This is a genomic window from Rhizobacter sp. P2_H2 (assembly GCF_056403375.1).
In genome coordinates this window covers 1-13,938 of sequence record NZ_JBFUFP010000050.1, presented here as the reverse complement: position 1 = coordinate 13,938, position 13,938 = coordinate 1, and the positions used below count along the sequence as shown (strand labels likewise).

Annotated in this window: 13 protein-coding genes; 7 read left to right on the top strand and 6 right to left on the bottom strand. The window is 70.9% G+C overall.

Features of this window, described 5'->3' with window-relative positions; genetic code table 11:
• The 4 genes from AC1D15_RS05795 to AC1D15_RS05780 form a co-directional block, all read right to left on the bottom strand.
• The coding region (locus AC1D15_RS05795; protein ID WP_477825255.1) for a putative bifunctional diguanylate cyclase/phosphodiesterase at positions 1-1,766 on the bottom strand (1,766 nt) is incomplete at its 3' end.
• 78 nt (positions 1,767-1,844) lie between these two features.
• Entirely contained in the window at positions 1,845-4,151 is a 2,307-nt protein-coding gene (locus AC1D15_RS05790) for an ATP-binding protein (RefSeq protein WP_477825254.1), read from the bottom strand.
• Positions 4,152-4,242: 91 nt separating this feature from the next.
• Positions 4,243-4,515, bottom strand: coding sequence for a BTH_I0359 family protein (locus tag AC1D15_RS05785; protein WP_477825253.1), 273 nt, complete (start codon positions 4,513-4,515; stop codon positions 4,243-4,245).
• A 66-nt stretch (positions 4,516-4,581) separates the two neighbouring features.
• The gene (locus AC1D15_RS05780) at positions 4,582-5,568 is read right to left on the bottom strand and encodes a DUF3108 domain-containing protein (RefSeq protein ID WP_477825252.1); all 987 of its coding nucleotides are present in this window, start codon (positions 5,566-5,568) and stop codon (positions 4,582-4,584) included.
• 122 nt (positions 5,569-5,690) lie between these two features.
• Here AC1D15_RS05780 and AC1D15_RS05775 point away from each other — a divergent pair, with 122 nt between their 5' ends.
• Both AC1D15_RS05775 and AC1D15_RS05770 read left to right on the top strand, forming a co-directional pair.
• Complete coding sequence (locus AC1D15_RS05775) at positions 5,691-6,695, top strand: fumarylacetoacetate hydrolase family protein (protein WP_477825251.1); 1,005 nt, start codon at positions 5,691-5,693, stop codon at positions 6,693-6,695.
• 18 nt (positions 6,696-6,713) lie between these two features.
• The gene (locus tag AC1D15_RS05770; RefSeq protein ID WP_465110404.1) at positions 6,714-7,547 is read left to right on the top strand and encodes a tetratricopeptide repeat protein; all 834 of its coding nucleotides are present in this window, start codon (positions 6,714-6,716) and stop codon (positions 7,545-7,547) included.
• 15 nt (positions 7,548-7,562) lie between these two features.
• Here AC1D15_RS05770 and AC1D15_RS05765 read toward each other — a convergent pair whose 3' ends face one another.
• The gene (locus AC1D15_RS05765) at positions 7,563-7,976 is read right to left on the bottom strand and encodes a VOC family protein (protein ID WP_477825250.1); all 414 of its coding nucleotides are present in this window, start codon (positions 7,974-7,976) and stop codon (positions 7,563-7,565) included.
• 41 nt (positions 7,977-8,017) lie between these two features.
• Here AC1D15_RS05765 and AC1D15_RS05760 point away from each other — a divergent pair, with 41 nt between their 5' ends.
• Complete coding sequence (locus AC1D15_RS05760) at positions 8,018-8,998, top strand: TraB/GumN family protein (protein ID WP_465110402.1); 981 nt, start codon at positions 8,018-8,020, stop codon at positions 8,996-8,998.
• Here the strand turns inward: AC1D15_RS05760 and AC1D15_RS05755 are convergent, their stop codons facing one another.
• The gene (locus AC1D15_RS05755) at positions 8,999-10,819 is read right to left on the bottom strand and encodes a S8 family peptidase (RefSeq protein WP_465110401.1); all 1,821 of its coding nucleotides are present in this window, start codon (positions 10,817-10,819) and stop codon (positions 8,999-9,001) included.
• Between the two features lie 230 nt (positions 10,820-11,049).
• On the opposite strand from AC1D15_RS05755, the gene AC1D15_RS05750 reads away from it, so the two are divergent.
• From AC1D15_RS05750 to AC1D15_RS05735, 4 genes are all read left to right on the top strand, one after another.
• Positions 11,050-11,745, top strand: a complete 696-nt coding sequence (locus AC1D15_RS05750) for a PhaM family polyhydroxyalkanoate granule multifunctional regulatory protein (protein ID WP_477825249.1) — start codon at positions 11,050-11,052, stop codon at positions 11,743-11,745.
• A gap of 13 nt (positions 11,746-11,758) precedes the next feature.
• Positions 11,759-12,988 carry an FIST signal transduction protein gene (locus AC1D15_RS05745; RefSeq protein WP_477825248.1) on the top strand — a complete coding sequence of 410 codons (1,230 nt, stop codon included), beginning with the start codon at positions 11,759-11,761 and terminating at the stop codon, positions 12,986-12,988.
• Positions 12,985-13,539 (top strand): GNAT family N-acetyltransferase, encoded by a 555-nt coding sequence (locus AC1D15_RS05740; RefSeq protein ID WP_477825247.1) that lies wholly within the window; start codon positions 12,985-12,987, stop codon positions 13,537-13,539. Before AC1D15_RS05745 ends, AC1D15_RS05740 begins: the two co-directional genes overlap by 4 nt.
• Before the next feature lie 55 nt (positions 13,540-13,594).
• Positions 13,595-13,938: FAD-binding protein (locus tag AC1D15_RS05735; protein WP_477825246.1), on the top strand; the 344-nt coding region annotated here is incomplete at its 3' end.

Below are 13,938 nucleotides of genomic sequence, written 5' to 3'. Positions count from 1 at the left end.
GTGCCGAAGTCGTCGATCGACAGGTGCACGCCGATCGCCGACAGCTCCTCGAGGATCTGCAGGTTGGCGCGCGTGTCGTCCATCGCCGCCGATTCGGTGATCTCGCAGGTCAGCAGCGAGGGCTCGATGCGGTGCGCACGCAGCGCCCGCTCGATGCGCTTGGGCAGGTCGGGCTGGCGCAGCTGGTGCACCGACAGGTTGATCGCCACGCGCATGCGCAGGCCCTGCTCGCGCCACACGCGGATCTGCCGGYACGCGTCCTCGATCAGCCAGTTGCCGAGCGCGTTGATCAGCCCGAAGCGTTCGGCCAGCGGGATGAAGACGGCCGGGCTCACCATGCCGCGCTGCGGGTGGTGCCAGCGCATCAGCGCCTCGGCACCGGTGATCTGGCCGCTCGGCGCATGGATCTTGGGCTGGTAGTACAGCTCCAGCTCGCCGTGCTCGATCGCGCGGCGCAGGTCGTGCAGCAGCTCGACCTGGTCGCGTGCACCGGCCACCATGCGCGGCTCGAAGAAGCAGTGCGCCGCGCCGCCGGTGCGCTTGACGGAATTCATCGCCGCCGCCGCATGCGGCACCAGCTTCGACAGCGCGCCGTCGTCGGGGTACATCGCGATGCCGATCGAGCAGCTCAGCGGCACCTCGTGCCCGTCGAAGCGGCAGGGCTGGCTCAGCGCCGCCATCACGCGCGCCGCGAGCCGCCCGGCATCGTCCTTGTCGGGCGAGCCTTCGAGCAGCACCAGGAACTCGTCGCCGCCGGCCCGCGAGACCATGTCGCGCTCGCCGGCCAGGTRCATCATGCGCCCGGCCACCTCACGCAGCACCGAATCGCCGCTCGCCTGGCCGAAGGATTCGTTGATGGCCTTCAGGCCGTCGAGGTTGCAGAACAGCAGCGCGAGCCGGTGCCCGTGGCGGTCGGCGCGCAGCACGGCACGCTGCAGCCGCTCGTCGAACATCGCGCGGTTCGGCAGCCCGGTCAGCCGGTCGGTGTAGGCCGCCACCTGCAGCTCCTCGCGGGCGCGCCGCAGCATCGAGCGGAAACGCGCCTCCAGGATCGAGGTCAGCAGCAGCAGCACCAGCAGGATCGGCGCGCCGACGATGGCCAGCGCGGTGACGGTGGCCAGGCTCACTTCGTCGGCGGTCGGCGACAGCGCCAGCATCGGCACCTGCGCAGCCATCACGACCGACGCATTGCCGACGGCCATCGCCGTGCCCAGCACCAGCGCGACGATCGCGCGCCACTGGAAACCCACCGGCGCGACGCGCCGGCGCCAGGCCATCAGCCACAGCCCGCTGCCGCCGATCGCGCAGGCGGCCAGCCAGCCGGGCACCAGGATGCGCCACTCCCATTCGACCTGCGGCTGCAGGCGCAACGCGAGCAGCGCGACGAACGAGGTCGCGCACAGCGCGCTGCCGACCGTCAGCGCGGCGAGCAATCCGTCACGCACCTGCAGGCCGGCACGGCTGCCGAGCAGGCAGGCGAGCAGCGAGCCGGCATACGCCACTGCCAGCGAGCCGAGCACCACCCAGCCGCTGTAGCCCATCGGGAACGGCAGCGGCCCGGAGGCCATCACGATGAAATGCAACGCCCAGGTGCCGACGGCCAGCGCCAGCGCCGAGCCGGCCAGCGCGCGCAGCGAGGTCGCGCGGTGGTTCGACGCGACGCCGCGCGCCAGGTCGAGCGCGACGTACGCGGCAAAGACGGCCATGCCGAAGGAGGCCGCCCACAGGTCAGGCCGGAACCTCCAAGGAATGAATGCCTCGTCCATCGAACTCGCCGCTCCAGGTCGTTCGGTCGTTATCGGCCGGGACGACGCGGGCTTGAGGCGCCCGAAGACGATCGGCGGTCAGTGCATGAAGCCGATCCCGCGGCGTTGCCGCACCTCGGGTTTCACACGATGCTCCGACTCAAGCTGGGACAGGAATTCCGCGGGAGTGAACGCTTCCCCCAACACGTCGATCTGGCGCCGCACCGCGGCGAAGTCGCCGGGCGTGAGCAGGTCCAGCTGCGCCAGCCGGTCGCGTTGCTCGCCGTCGAGCAGCCCGGCATCGCCGCCCAACGCCTCGGCGATGAACATGCGCTCGCGCTGCGCGGCGGTCAGCGGCCGGAAGCGGATCTTGAACGTGAAGCGCCGCAGCGCCGCCTCGTCGAGCTCGTCGAACAGGTTGGTCGTGCAGATGAAGACGCCGGCGAAGCGCTCCATGCCCTGCAGCATCTCGTTGACCTCGCTGACCTCGTAGTTGCGCTCGGCCATGCGGCGGCTGCGCAGGAAGCTGTCGGCCTCGTCGAGCAGCAGCACCGCCTGCTCGGTCTGGGCGTCGTCGAACATGCGCGCCATGTTCTGCTCGGTCTCGCCGACGAACTTGCTGACGATGTCGGAGGCCTGGCGGATCATCAGCGGGCGCTGCAGCTGCTGCGCGATGTGCTCGGCCAGCGCCGTCTTGCCGGTGCCCGGCGGCCCGTGGAAGCACAGCGTGCCGTGGCCCTTGCGGCGCAGCGCCTCGATGATGCGGGGCAGCTCGAAGCGCGATTCGGTGTTGACGAGGCCCAGGTCGTAGGTGGTCACGACGTGGCGGGCCCCGCGGCCGTTCGTGCCGTTGCCGAGCGCCTTGTCGGCGTGGCCGAGCTGGCGCTCGATCAAGGCCTCGATCGCCGGGGCGCTCTCGTCCTCGGCGGCCAGCCGCGCGAACTTCACCGCGGTGCGCACCTGCGCCGGCGTCAGGCCGCGCCGCTCGGCCAGCCGCGCGGCGAAGCCTTCGGACACCGGCACGTCGACCAGCGCACGCGTCACCAGCGCCTCGCGCGCGCCGGGCGGCGGCGATTTCAGCTCGAGGTGGTACTGGAAGCGGCGGCGGAACGCCGGGTCGATCTGCTCGATGCGGTTGGTGACCCAGATCACCGGCACCGGGTTGGTCTCGAGGATCTGGTTGACCCAGGCCTTGCCGCTGACGCTGCCCGACACGACGCCGTCGCCGGTGTCCATGCGCGCCATCAACTGGGCCGCATCGGTGGAGATCGGCGGGAACACGTCCTCGACCTCGTCGAACAGCAGCGCCACCAGGTTGCCGCCCTTCAGGAACACCTGGCTGATCTGCAGCGAGCGGTAGCGGTCGCGGCCCGACAGCGAATTGCCGTCGCGGTCGGCGTACTCCACCTCGTAGAGTTCCAGCCCGGCGGCCTGCGCGGCCACCTTGGCAAGCTCGGTCTTGCCGGTGCCGGGCGGGCCGTACAGCAGCACGTTGACGCCCGGTGCCTTGCGCGCAACCGCATGGCGCAGCAGCGCGGTCAGCACGCGCTGGTCGTCGCCGACGTAATGGAAATCCCCCGGCGTCAGCTCGCTGCGCGCGGCCGGCCGGGTGAACACCGCCATCAGGTCCGAAGGGCCGGCGTAGTGGCGCATCAGCACCGGCGGCAGCTGCTCGCTGACCTTCATCAGGTCGGCCAGGTCGGTGATGTTGTGCTCGGAGATCAGGTTCTCGACCATGCCGATGCGCTCCAGGCGCGAACCGGCACGCAGCGCCTCGGCCACGTCCTGCTCGTTGACGCCGGCCACCGCGGCGATCGCGGCATAGGCCTCCTGCGCGTTCGACACCTTGAACTCGACCAGCAGCCCGCGCAGGTCGCGCTGGTAGCGGGCGAGCGTGCCGTACAGCAGCAGCGCGCGCTCGGCCGGGTTCAGCTGCAGCAGGCCGGCCAGCGCGTCGATGTTCTTCTGCACCAGCGTCGATTCCTTCTTCAGGCTGCGGTCGAGCCAGTCGGCGGTCGCGCCCAGCACCGCCAGCAGGTCCTTCGGTGCGTCCTTGATGTACTCGTCGACGTAGAAGAACAGCGTGCCCTCTTCATACGGGCCGCGCCATGCACCATGGCGGGCCATGAAGGCCTCGTCGGCCAGCGCCTCATGGCCGCGCCAGTGCTCGTTGCCCTTGCAGCGGTTCTTCAGGAAATCCCGCAGCCGCCCGAGCACGCTGGCCGGCCAGACCAGGTGGCGCCCGGTCAGCGACAGCAGGCTGTTCCAGTCGCGCCGCAGGTTGAAGCGCCCCGCATGCCGCACCGTGAGCGTCAGCACGAACTGCGAGCACATGCGGTCGAGCACCGGCGCCTCGGTCAGGCCGGGCGACAGCAGCATGCGTGCATCGAGCTGGCGGGTTGCCATGGATCCTCCTGCGGTGCGGGCCATCTTGGCGCAGCCCGCGCCGGGCGGCAAGCCCCATCGGCCGGGGGAGGAACCCGGCTTTACAAATCTGTCAGTGCAGGACGAGGGGCTGCTGCATGAGCGACGAGAACCGCTCGAGGTAGTCGTCCATCTCCTCCTCGCTCGGCGAGGTCTCGATCAGCGCCTCGACGCCCTGCTTGAAGCTCTCGGCCATCGCCCCTTCGATGAAGATCTCCTTGCGCGCGAACTTGTCGACGATCTCGTAGCCGCCGCGCATCAGCGATTCCTCGCGCACGGCGCTGGCACCCTGGGTGGTGTCGAACTGCACCACGACGAAGTTCTCGGAGTTATAGAGCATGTGCATGGAAAGCTCTCCTTCAAGGACAGTTGGTGGGGCGTTGACGGTTTTTCAAGTCGCGCCCCGGTGCCATCAGGAGGCGATCTGCATCTCTTGCAGGATCAGGTCGAGCACGTCGTTCGACCCGTCGCTGCTTTGCCGGTAGCGCACCGGCAGGAAATGGCGCGCCGGATCGAGCCAGACCTCGATGCGCGTGTCATGCGGCTTGCGCGGCTCGCGCGTGAAGCGCCAGGCGGGCGTCGCCTGGTCCTGCACATTGACGCTCTGCAGGCCTTGCGACACGAAGTGCCAGACCTCGCCCTCGCCCTTGGCCCCGGCCACGAAGAACGACAGACGCTCGCCGGCGGCCGGCGGCGCGCTGCGGGCGCTCAGCACCGCGCCGAGCTGGATCATCCAGCTGAGGCGATCCTGCGCGCCGGCCACCAGCGGGTACTCGGTGCTCGGGCCGGAGAACGTGATCTTGCCGGCCTCGCGCTGGAAGTTGGCCGCCTGCAGCGACTTGCCGCGGCGTTCGTCGGTGAAGCGCAGCGGCGCGATGCCCGCCTTGTCGACGCGCCCCTGGCTGGCCCAGGTGAAGACGCGGAAGCCGGCGACGCTGCCTTCGAGGCGCACCTGGTACTGGCCCTGGGCGTTCAGGTTCTGCCACTGCAGCTCGCTGCGGCCGCTGAAGCCGCTGCGGCGCAGGTCGAAACGCAGCACGGCCGACGGCGGCAGGCGGGTCGGGTAGACCGGTGCGACCTCGGCGTCGTCCGGTGCGGCGGCCGCCGGTGCCGACGCGGCGCGGGCGGCCGCCAGCAGCGTCGGCGTGTCGGTCGGTGTGTCAGATGGGCGGGGCCTGGGCTCGGTTCGCGCCGAAGCGTCCCGGCGCGGCACGGCCGGGGCCGGCGGCGGCGGCGTGACAACGGCGGCGGCCGCTGCCGCCTCGACCGAGCGCACCTGCATCGCCGACACCACCAGGTCGGAGCGCCCGGCCGATGCGCCGCCCGCGACGCCCTGCCAGGCGGCGGCGTGCATCAGCAGCACGAGGGACAGGGCGGTGAGGGGGGGCAGGATTCGCAAGGGGGCGGGGCGACGGGCAGTCAAGTTGGGGGATGGGAGGCAGATGGGGACCGATCAGGCATCGACAATACGGCAAACCTCATGCCCTTTCCCGGGCCTTTCCCCGATCCTACGGACACCCGATGAAACTCGCCACCTACAAGGACGGCTCGCGCGACGGCCAGCTGGTCGTCGTCTCGCGCGACCTGAGCACCGCCCACTACGCCACCGGCATCGCCACGCGCCTGCAGCAGGTGCTGGACGACTGGAACTTCCTGTCGCCGCAGCTCGAGGATCTTTACGTGACGCTGAACCACGGCAAGACCCGGCATGCCTTCCCGTTCGAGCCGAAGCAGTGCGCCGCGCCGCTGCCGCGCGCCTACCAGTGGGCCGACGGCTCGGCCTTCATCAACCACGTCGAGCTGGTGCGCAAGGCGCGCAACGCCGAGGTGCCGGAGAGCTTCTACACCGACCCGCTGATGTACCAGGGCGGCAGCGACGACTTCATCGGCGCCTGCGACGACATCGTCGTGCCGAGCGAGAAGATGGGCATCGATTTCGAGGCCGAGGTCGCGGTCGTCACCGGCGACGTGCCGATGGGCACCGCGCCGGAGCAGGCGCTGGAGGGCATCCGGCTGCTGATGCTGGCCAACGACGTGTCGCTGCGCCACCTGATTCCGGCCGAGCTGGCGAAGGGCTTCGGCTTCTTCCAGAGCAAGCCGGCGACCGCGTTCAGCCCGGTCGCGGTGACGCCCGACGAACTGGGCGCCGCCTGGAAGGGCGGGCGCGTGCACCTGCCGCTGCAGAGCACCTGGAACGGCAGGAAGGTCGGGCTGTGCGATGCCGGCGAGGAGATGACCTTCCACTTCGGCCAGCTGATCGCCCACATCTGCAAGACGCGCAACGTGCGCGCCGGCAGCATCGTCGGCAGCGGCACGGTCAGCAACAAGGACTGGTCGCGCGGCTACAGCTGCATCGCCGAGAAGCGCGCGATCGAGACCATCGAATCGGGCGAGCCGAAGACCGAGTTCATGCAGTTCGGCGACACGATCCGCATCGAGATGAAGGGGCTCGACGGGCATTCATTGTTCGGTGCGATCGACCAGCAGGTGCGGCAAGGCGGCGGCACGTCCGACGCGGCGGACTGACCTGGGGGAACTGACGCGATGGACATCCGCTCGCTCTGGGATTTCGACGACCCGGCGGCCTCGGAGGCCCTGTTCCGCCGCCTGCTCGCCGATGCGCAAGGTGACGACGCGCTGTCGCTGCGAACGCAGATCGCGCGCACGCACAGCCTGCGGCGCCAGTTCACCGAGGCCCATGCCGAACTCGATGCGATGCTGCAGGCGCTGGACGCGGCGGGCGCCGAACCGCGGGTACGCCACCTGCTGGAACGCGGCCGCACGCTGCGCTCAGCCGGCGAGCGCCAGCAGGCCAGGCCGCTGTTCGCGCAGGCGGTCGATCGGGCGCGCGACGCGCGGCTCGATGAGCTGTTGGTGGACGCGATGCACATGCTCGCGCTCGTCGAGCCGGACACGGCTGACCAGTTGGCCTGGAACGACCGCGCACTGGCCGTCGCGCTGGCATCGGACGAAGCCAACGCCCGCGCCTGGGAAGGCTCGCTGGCCAACAACATCGGGATGAGCCTGCACGGCGCCGGCCGTTTCGACGAGGCGCTGGCGAGCTTCCGGCAGGCGCTCGCGGCGCGCGAGCGTGACGGTCGCCCCTCGCAGGTGCGGATTGCGCAGTGGATGGTGGCGTGGACGCTGCGCGCGATGAAGCGCCACGCCGAGGCACTGGTCCTGCAGCAGCGGCTGGAGCGGGAGTGGGCTGCCGCGGGCGAGGTGGACGGCTGGGTCTATGCCGAGCTGGGCGAGAACCTCGCCGCACTCGGTCGCGAGCCAGAGGCGGGGCCGTGGTTCAGCCGCGCGATCGATGCGCTGGGGAACGACCTGCCGGATCCGGACACCCTGGCGCGGTGGCGCCGTGTGGTCGGTTGAGCGCCAATCCGGGACTCAATGGTCGTAGACGGTGTCCAGCGACCGGAACCCCTTGACCTCGATCGGGTTGCCCGACGGGTCGCGGAAGAACATCGTCCACTGCTCGCCGGGCTGGTTCTCGAAGCGCACGCCCGGTGGCAGCACGAAGTCGGTACCCGCGGCCTGCAGCCGCTGCGCGAGCGCCTGCCAGTCGGGCAGCTCCAGCACCACGCCCAGGTGCGGCATCGGCACCAGGTGCGCACCGACGCGGCCGGTGTCGGTGGTCGCGAACGGCTCGCCCCGATGCAGCGACAGCTGGTGCCCGAAGAAGTCGAAATCGACCCAGGTGTCGGTGCTGCGGCCCTCGCGGCAGCCGAGCACGCCGCCGTAGAAGCGGCGCGCGGCATCGAGGTCGGTGACGTGGAAGGCGAGGTGAAACAGGCTGCGCATGGTGTGGTGGATTCTCGCGCAGCTTGGCTACAGTCGCAGCCATGACGCCTTCCACCCTCGCCCTCGCGCGCCGGCTGCTTGCCGCCCTCCCGTTGCTGTGGTTCGCCGCCGGCGCGCCCGCGCAGGAGGCCGACCCGGCCTGCGCGCAGCAGGCCGCCGCGCAGCAGGCGCGTGCGCTGAGGGCGCAGTCCGATCCCGGCGGCTCGCGCGACCGCGGCTTCCTGTGGCGCCTCAGCAAGGGCGGTCACGACTCATGGCTGTAYGGCACGATGCACGTCGCGCGGCCCGACTGGGTGATCCCGGGCCCGGCGGTCGCCGCCGCGCTGCGCGAGAGCCAGCGCATCGCGCTCGAACTCGACATCACCGACGCCGACATCGCGCGCCGGCTCGGTGCCGCGCAAGCCCCCAGTGGCGGCGAGCCGCTGCCCGCGGCGCTGGAGCAACGCCTGCAGGGCCAGGCGCGCGCCGCCTGCATCCCCGACGCGATCAGCCGCTCGCTGAGCCCGGTGCTGCTGGCGCTGAACCTGGCCGTCACGGCCGGCCGCGCCGACGGGCTGGACCCGGCCTATGGCATCGACGCCTTCATCGCGCTGCTCGGCCACCAGCTGGGCAAGCAGGTCGATTCGCTGGAGACGCCGGAGATGCAGCTCGACATGCTGACCGGCGGCACGCCCGAGGAGCGCGTCGAGATGATCGACCGCACGCTGGCCGACCTCGAGAAGGGCCAGACGCGGCGCATGCTCAAGCGCATCGCCGACGTGTGGTCGGGCAGCAAGCTCGACGAGCTGGAGCGCTATGCGAGCTGGTGCGACTGCATGAAGACGGCCGACGACCGGCGCGACATGAAGCGCATGCTCGACGAGCGCAACCCGGCGATGGCCGAGCAGGTCGCGGCCTGGCACGAGGGCGGCGAACGGGTGTTCGCCGCCGTCGGCAGCCTGCACATGATCGGGCCGCAGGGCCTCCCGGCCCTGCTGAAGGCCCGCGGCTACCGCGTCGAGCGCATCGTCTTCAAGCGCTGATCAGTTGATGCCCAGCGTGTACTTGCCGTTGGTGGCGCCGGTGCCGCCGCTGTAGTACAGCACGCGCACGTAGTACGTCACCGCGCTCGCGCCGCTGTTGGTCACCGAGGCCGAGTCGACCAGGCCGGTGCTCTTCTCGCTCTTCGCGAGCTGCGTGCCGCTGGCGTTGTAGATGTACAGGTCGTAGTCGGAGCTGCTGTTCGGCGTCAGCGTCGCGGTCAGCGAACTGCCGCTCGCCACCGTCACCTTGAAGTAGTCGGTGTCGGAGCTGCTGGCGACCGTGCCGGACACCAGCGAGTTCTTGTTCACCGCCTGCGCCGTCGCGATGGTGTTGTTCGACTCGGTGTCCGTCACCGGCGTCGGCGGTGTCGTCGTGCCGCCACCGGCTGCATCGACCGCCGCGTTGGCATCCACCAGGCCCGCGCCGCACTGCGAGCAGGTGGCAGGGAAGGCCCGCGACGACGACTTCAGCAGCGTCTCCACCTGGTCCGGCGTCAGCGACGGGTTCTTCGCCAGCATCAGCGCCACCACGCCCACCACGTGCGGCGTCGCCATCGACGTGCCCTGGTAGTAGTCGTAGCTGTCGGCGCCCGGCGTCGTCGCGCCCGAGTTCAGCGTCGACAGGATGCCGTTCGCCGCACTCGAGCGCACGTCGCCGCCCGGGGCCGCGACGTCGACGATGGCGCCGAAGTTCGAGTAGTAGGCACGCCCGCCGCTGCGGTTCGTGGCCGCCACGGTGATGACGCCGCTGCAACTCGCCGGCGAGAAGCCGGAGGCGTTGGCATTGCTGTTGCCGGCCGCCACCACCACCACCGTCCCGCGGCTGCGGGCCGAGGTGATGGCGTTCTGCGAGGTGGTGTCGCACGCGCCGCTGCCGCCCAGCGACATGTTGATCACGCGCGCCGGGTTGGCATTCGCCGGCACGCCGCTCACCGTGCCGCCCGAGGCCCAGATGATGGCCGCCGCGATGTCCGAGGTGTAGCCGCCGCACTTGCCCAGCACGCGCGCCGGCACGACCTTGGCGTTGAACGCCACGCCCGCCACGCCGCTGCCGTTGTTGGTGACCGCCGCGATGGTGCCGGCCACGTGCGTGCCGTGCCAGCTGCTCGATTCGGCCGTGCTGCCGGTGCCGCATTCGCCGGCGGTGATCCAGTCGCCCGGATCCTTCGCATCGCTGTCGCGCCCGCCGCCGTCGTTGGCGGTGGCCGTGTCGGCAATGAAGTCGTAGCCGGGCAGGATGTTCGCCGCCAGGTCGGCGTGCGGCCGGTAGCCGGTGTCGATCACCGACACGACGACGCCGGTGCCGGTGGACTTGTCCCACGCGTCCGGCAGCCTCAGGCCGGCCGTGGCTTCGAAGTACTGCCATTGCTGGCCGTACTGCGTGTCGTTCGGCACGAACAACGCATGCAGGATGCGGTCGGGCTCGGCGTACTCGACGTTCGGGTCGGACGCCGCGATGTCACGTGCGATCTGGGCGACGTCGGCCTGCGGCAGCCGGCGGTCGAACTTCATCACGTGCGTGTCGAGCGCGCCGATGCGCAACAGCTGCATCTGCACGCCGGCGCGCAGCGCGACATCCTGCGCGCTGCGGTGCAGCACGCTGCGTTCGGTGGTGGAGGCCGTGGACGCGGCGCCGGCTGCGCCGCTGCGGTACTTGATGATCAGCCGGTCGGTGGGGGTCGGTACGTCGGCCTGGGGTACTGCGGTGATGCTCTGGGCCGCCGCTGCTGCCGACAGGACGCCGGCATGGGCCGAGAGCGCGGTAGCGCCCGTCAGGACCAGCAGGGCTGACAACACCCTGCGCAGAGAGATTCGATGCATGGATCGCTTTGTCATGTCTCATTCCCTTGTGAGGTTGGAAGCAAAAGCGCCGACAGTCAGCGGCGCGCCCTCAGGGTCGGGCACAAGCGGGGGTCGCGTCAACGCCGCTCGTCCTTCACCTGCAAGAGTTTTCAGGTAGGGGGGTGCTAGGGGTTGCGTGTGTGTGCGGCCCGTGCAAGGCGTGCACAATCGGCTGTCCAAAAGACAACAGCTGCCCACAAGGAGACACCATGGCCGAGGCCCCGAACTTCACGAAGCTGGTGCCCGGTTTCGACTTCCTGCAGGGGCTCGTGAAGAACGCCGGCGCCGCGCTGCCGAACATCGGCCAGTGGGTCGCGCCGACGCTGAACCCCGAGGAGCTCGAGAAGCGCATCGAGGAGCTGCGCACCGTGCAGTTCTGGCTCGAGCAGAACGCCCGCATGCTGGGCGCGACGATCCAGGCCCTCGAGGTGCAGCGCATGACGCTGTCGACGCTGAAGACGATGAACGTGCAGATGGAAGACCTGCGCGATTCGCTGACGGCCAGGCCCGCGGCCACCCCTGCTGCAGAACCAGCAGCCGACCCCGCGCCGGCGCGCAAGCCGGACGCGAAGGCCCGCTCGAAAAACGACACCGCCGCGGCCAACCCCGCCGCCGTCGACCCGATGCAATGGTGGGGCGCCCTCACCAAGCAGTTCACCGAGCTCGCCGCCACCGCGATGAAGGACAGCGCGTCGGATGCGGCGCGCAACCTGGCCGGCGCGCTGGTCAAGCAATCGGTCGACGCCGCCGGGCAGACGCTGAAGCGCGCGGCGACGATGCCGGGCGAGGTGGCGATCAAGACGGTGCGGACGGCCAGGGCGGTGGCCAAGACGGCCGCCAAGACAGCGGCAAACACCGCAGCCAACACCGCAGCCGCCCGCAAGCGTGCCGCGCCGCGCCGCTGAGGAGCCCGCCGCGATGAAGCTGTTCGCCCACGCCCACGCGACCCACCCCGACTGGCGCATGGCGCTCGCGCTGTCGGCCGCGCAGATCGACGCGCAACGTGCCGACCCGGGCGGTGCGCACATCAGCGAGCCGACGCTCGGCTGGGTCTACCTCAGCGACCACTACGCGCCACATGCCACCRAGCTGCTGGCCGAGCTGCGCCAGCGCTGGCCGGGCGTGGCCTGGGTCGGCGCGGTGGGCGTCGGCATCGCGGCCAACGGCGTCGAGTACTTCGACGAGCCGGCGCTCGCGCTGATGCTGTCGGACCTGCCGCGCGAGCAGTTCCGCGTGTTCTCGGGGGCGGCACCGCTGCATGGTGATGCGGGCTTCGCGCCCAACTCTGCGCAGGTCCATGCCGACCCGGGCGCCACCGACCTGGCCGAGCTGATCACCGAGATGAGCGACCGCACCGCCACCGGCTACCTGTTCGGTGGCCTCGCGTCGGCGCGCACGCAGGCGCTGCACATCGCCGACGGCGTGTTCGACGGCGGCCTGTCCGGCGTCGCGTTCAGCCGTGAGGTGAGCCTGGTCTCGCGCGTGACGCAGGGCTGCCAGCCGGTCGGCCCGGCACGCCGCATCACGCAGGGCGAGCGCAACGTGGTCGCGCAGCTCGACGACGAGCCGGCGCTCGACTGCCTGCTGCGCGACCTGAAGATCGACGGCGACGAACCGCGCGAGGCGCTGCCGCGGCTGCGCCAGACGCTGGTCGGCCTGAGCGACCCGCGCGACGACCTGATGGCGCGGCCCGGCCAGTTCGGCACCGACACGCGGGTGCGCCACCTGGTCGGCATCGACCCGCAGCAGCGCGGCGTCGCGGTCAGCGACCAGGTCGAACCCGGCATGCACCTGGCGTTCTGCACCCGCAGCACCGAGGCGGCGCGGCGCGACCTGGTGCGCATCTGCAGCGAGATCCGCGAGGAGCTGGAACCCGAGACGATGCCGCGCGAGACCGCGCTCGCGCTGCAGCAGGGGCCCGACGGCAGCTCGGCCCCGCATGCGGCGCGCCGCATGGCCGGTGCGGTCTACGTGAGCTGCGCCGGCCGCGGCGGCCCGCATTTCGGCGCGCCGTCGGCCGAGCTCGCCATCGTGCGGCGCGCGCTCGGCGACGTGCCGCTGGTCGGCTTCTTCGCCGCCGGCGAGATCGCGCGCCACCACCTCTACGGCTACACCGGTGTGCTGACGGTGTTCACGACCGCCGCATGAGCCTTCATGCACCGGTCACGCTGCGTGCAGGGCGTGTCACGCTGCGGCCCTGGCGTGACGACGACCTCGCCCCCTTCGCCGCGATGAACGCCGACCCGCAGGTGATGCGGCATTTCCTCGCGCCGCTGACGCGCGAGCAGAGCGATGCCTTCGCGGCACGTGCGCGGCTGCACATCGAGCAGTTCGGGCACGGGCTGTGGGCGCTGGAAGTGCCGGGCCTGCCGTTTGCCGGCTTCGTCGGGCTCTCTGCGGTGCCGTTCGAGCTTCCGGTGCCAGGCATCGCGCCGGATCCCCGGGAGATCGGTTGGCGGCTGGTGCGCGCGGCCTGGGGACAGGGCTTCGCCAGCGAGGCCGCCCGTCTCGTGCTCGATCATGCGTGGCAGGTGATGCGCCTGCCGCAGGTGGTCTCGTTCACGGCGCTGGACAACCAGCCGTCGCGCCGGGTCATGGAACGCATCGGCCTGGCGCAGCGCGCGCAGTTCGATCACCCGCGCATCGCCGCCGGCCACCCGCTGCGCGCGCATGTGCTGTACGCGGCCGAAGCGCCATGAGCACGCGCTACAGTCGTGGGCTCGTCGAACAGGCCGATGTGGGAGACCTGACCCCGTGAATGCCCTTCTTCCGGTCCACGCGACCGGTGCCGGTGCGCCCAGCGCCGACGAACGCGCGCAACGCCGCGCGCAGGTCGTCGCTGAACTGTCCCCGCTGCTGCCGGCGCATGCGCTGCTGTCGCGCGGCGAAGACACCGTGCCGTACGAATGCGACGGCCTCACCGCCTACCGCCAGCAGCCGCTGGTGGTGGCCCTGCCCGAGACCGAGGACCAGGTCGCCGCGGTGCTGCGCGCCTGCGACCGGCTCGGCGTGCCGGTGGTCGCGCGCGGCGCCGGCACCGGCCTGAGCGGCGGCGCGCTGCCGCATGCGCTGGGCGTCACGCTGAGCCTGGCCAAGTT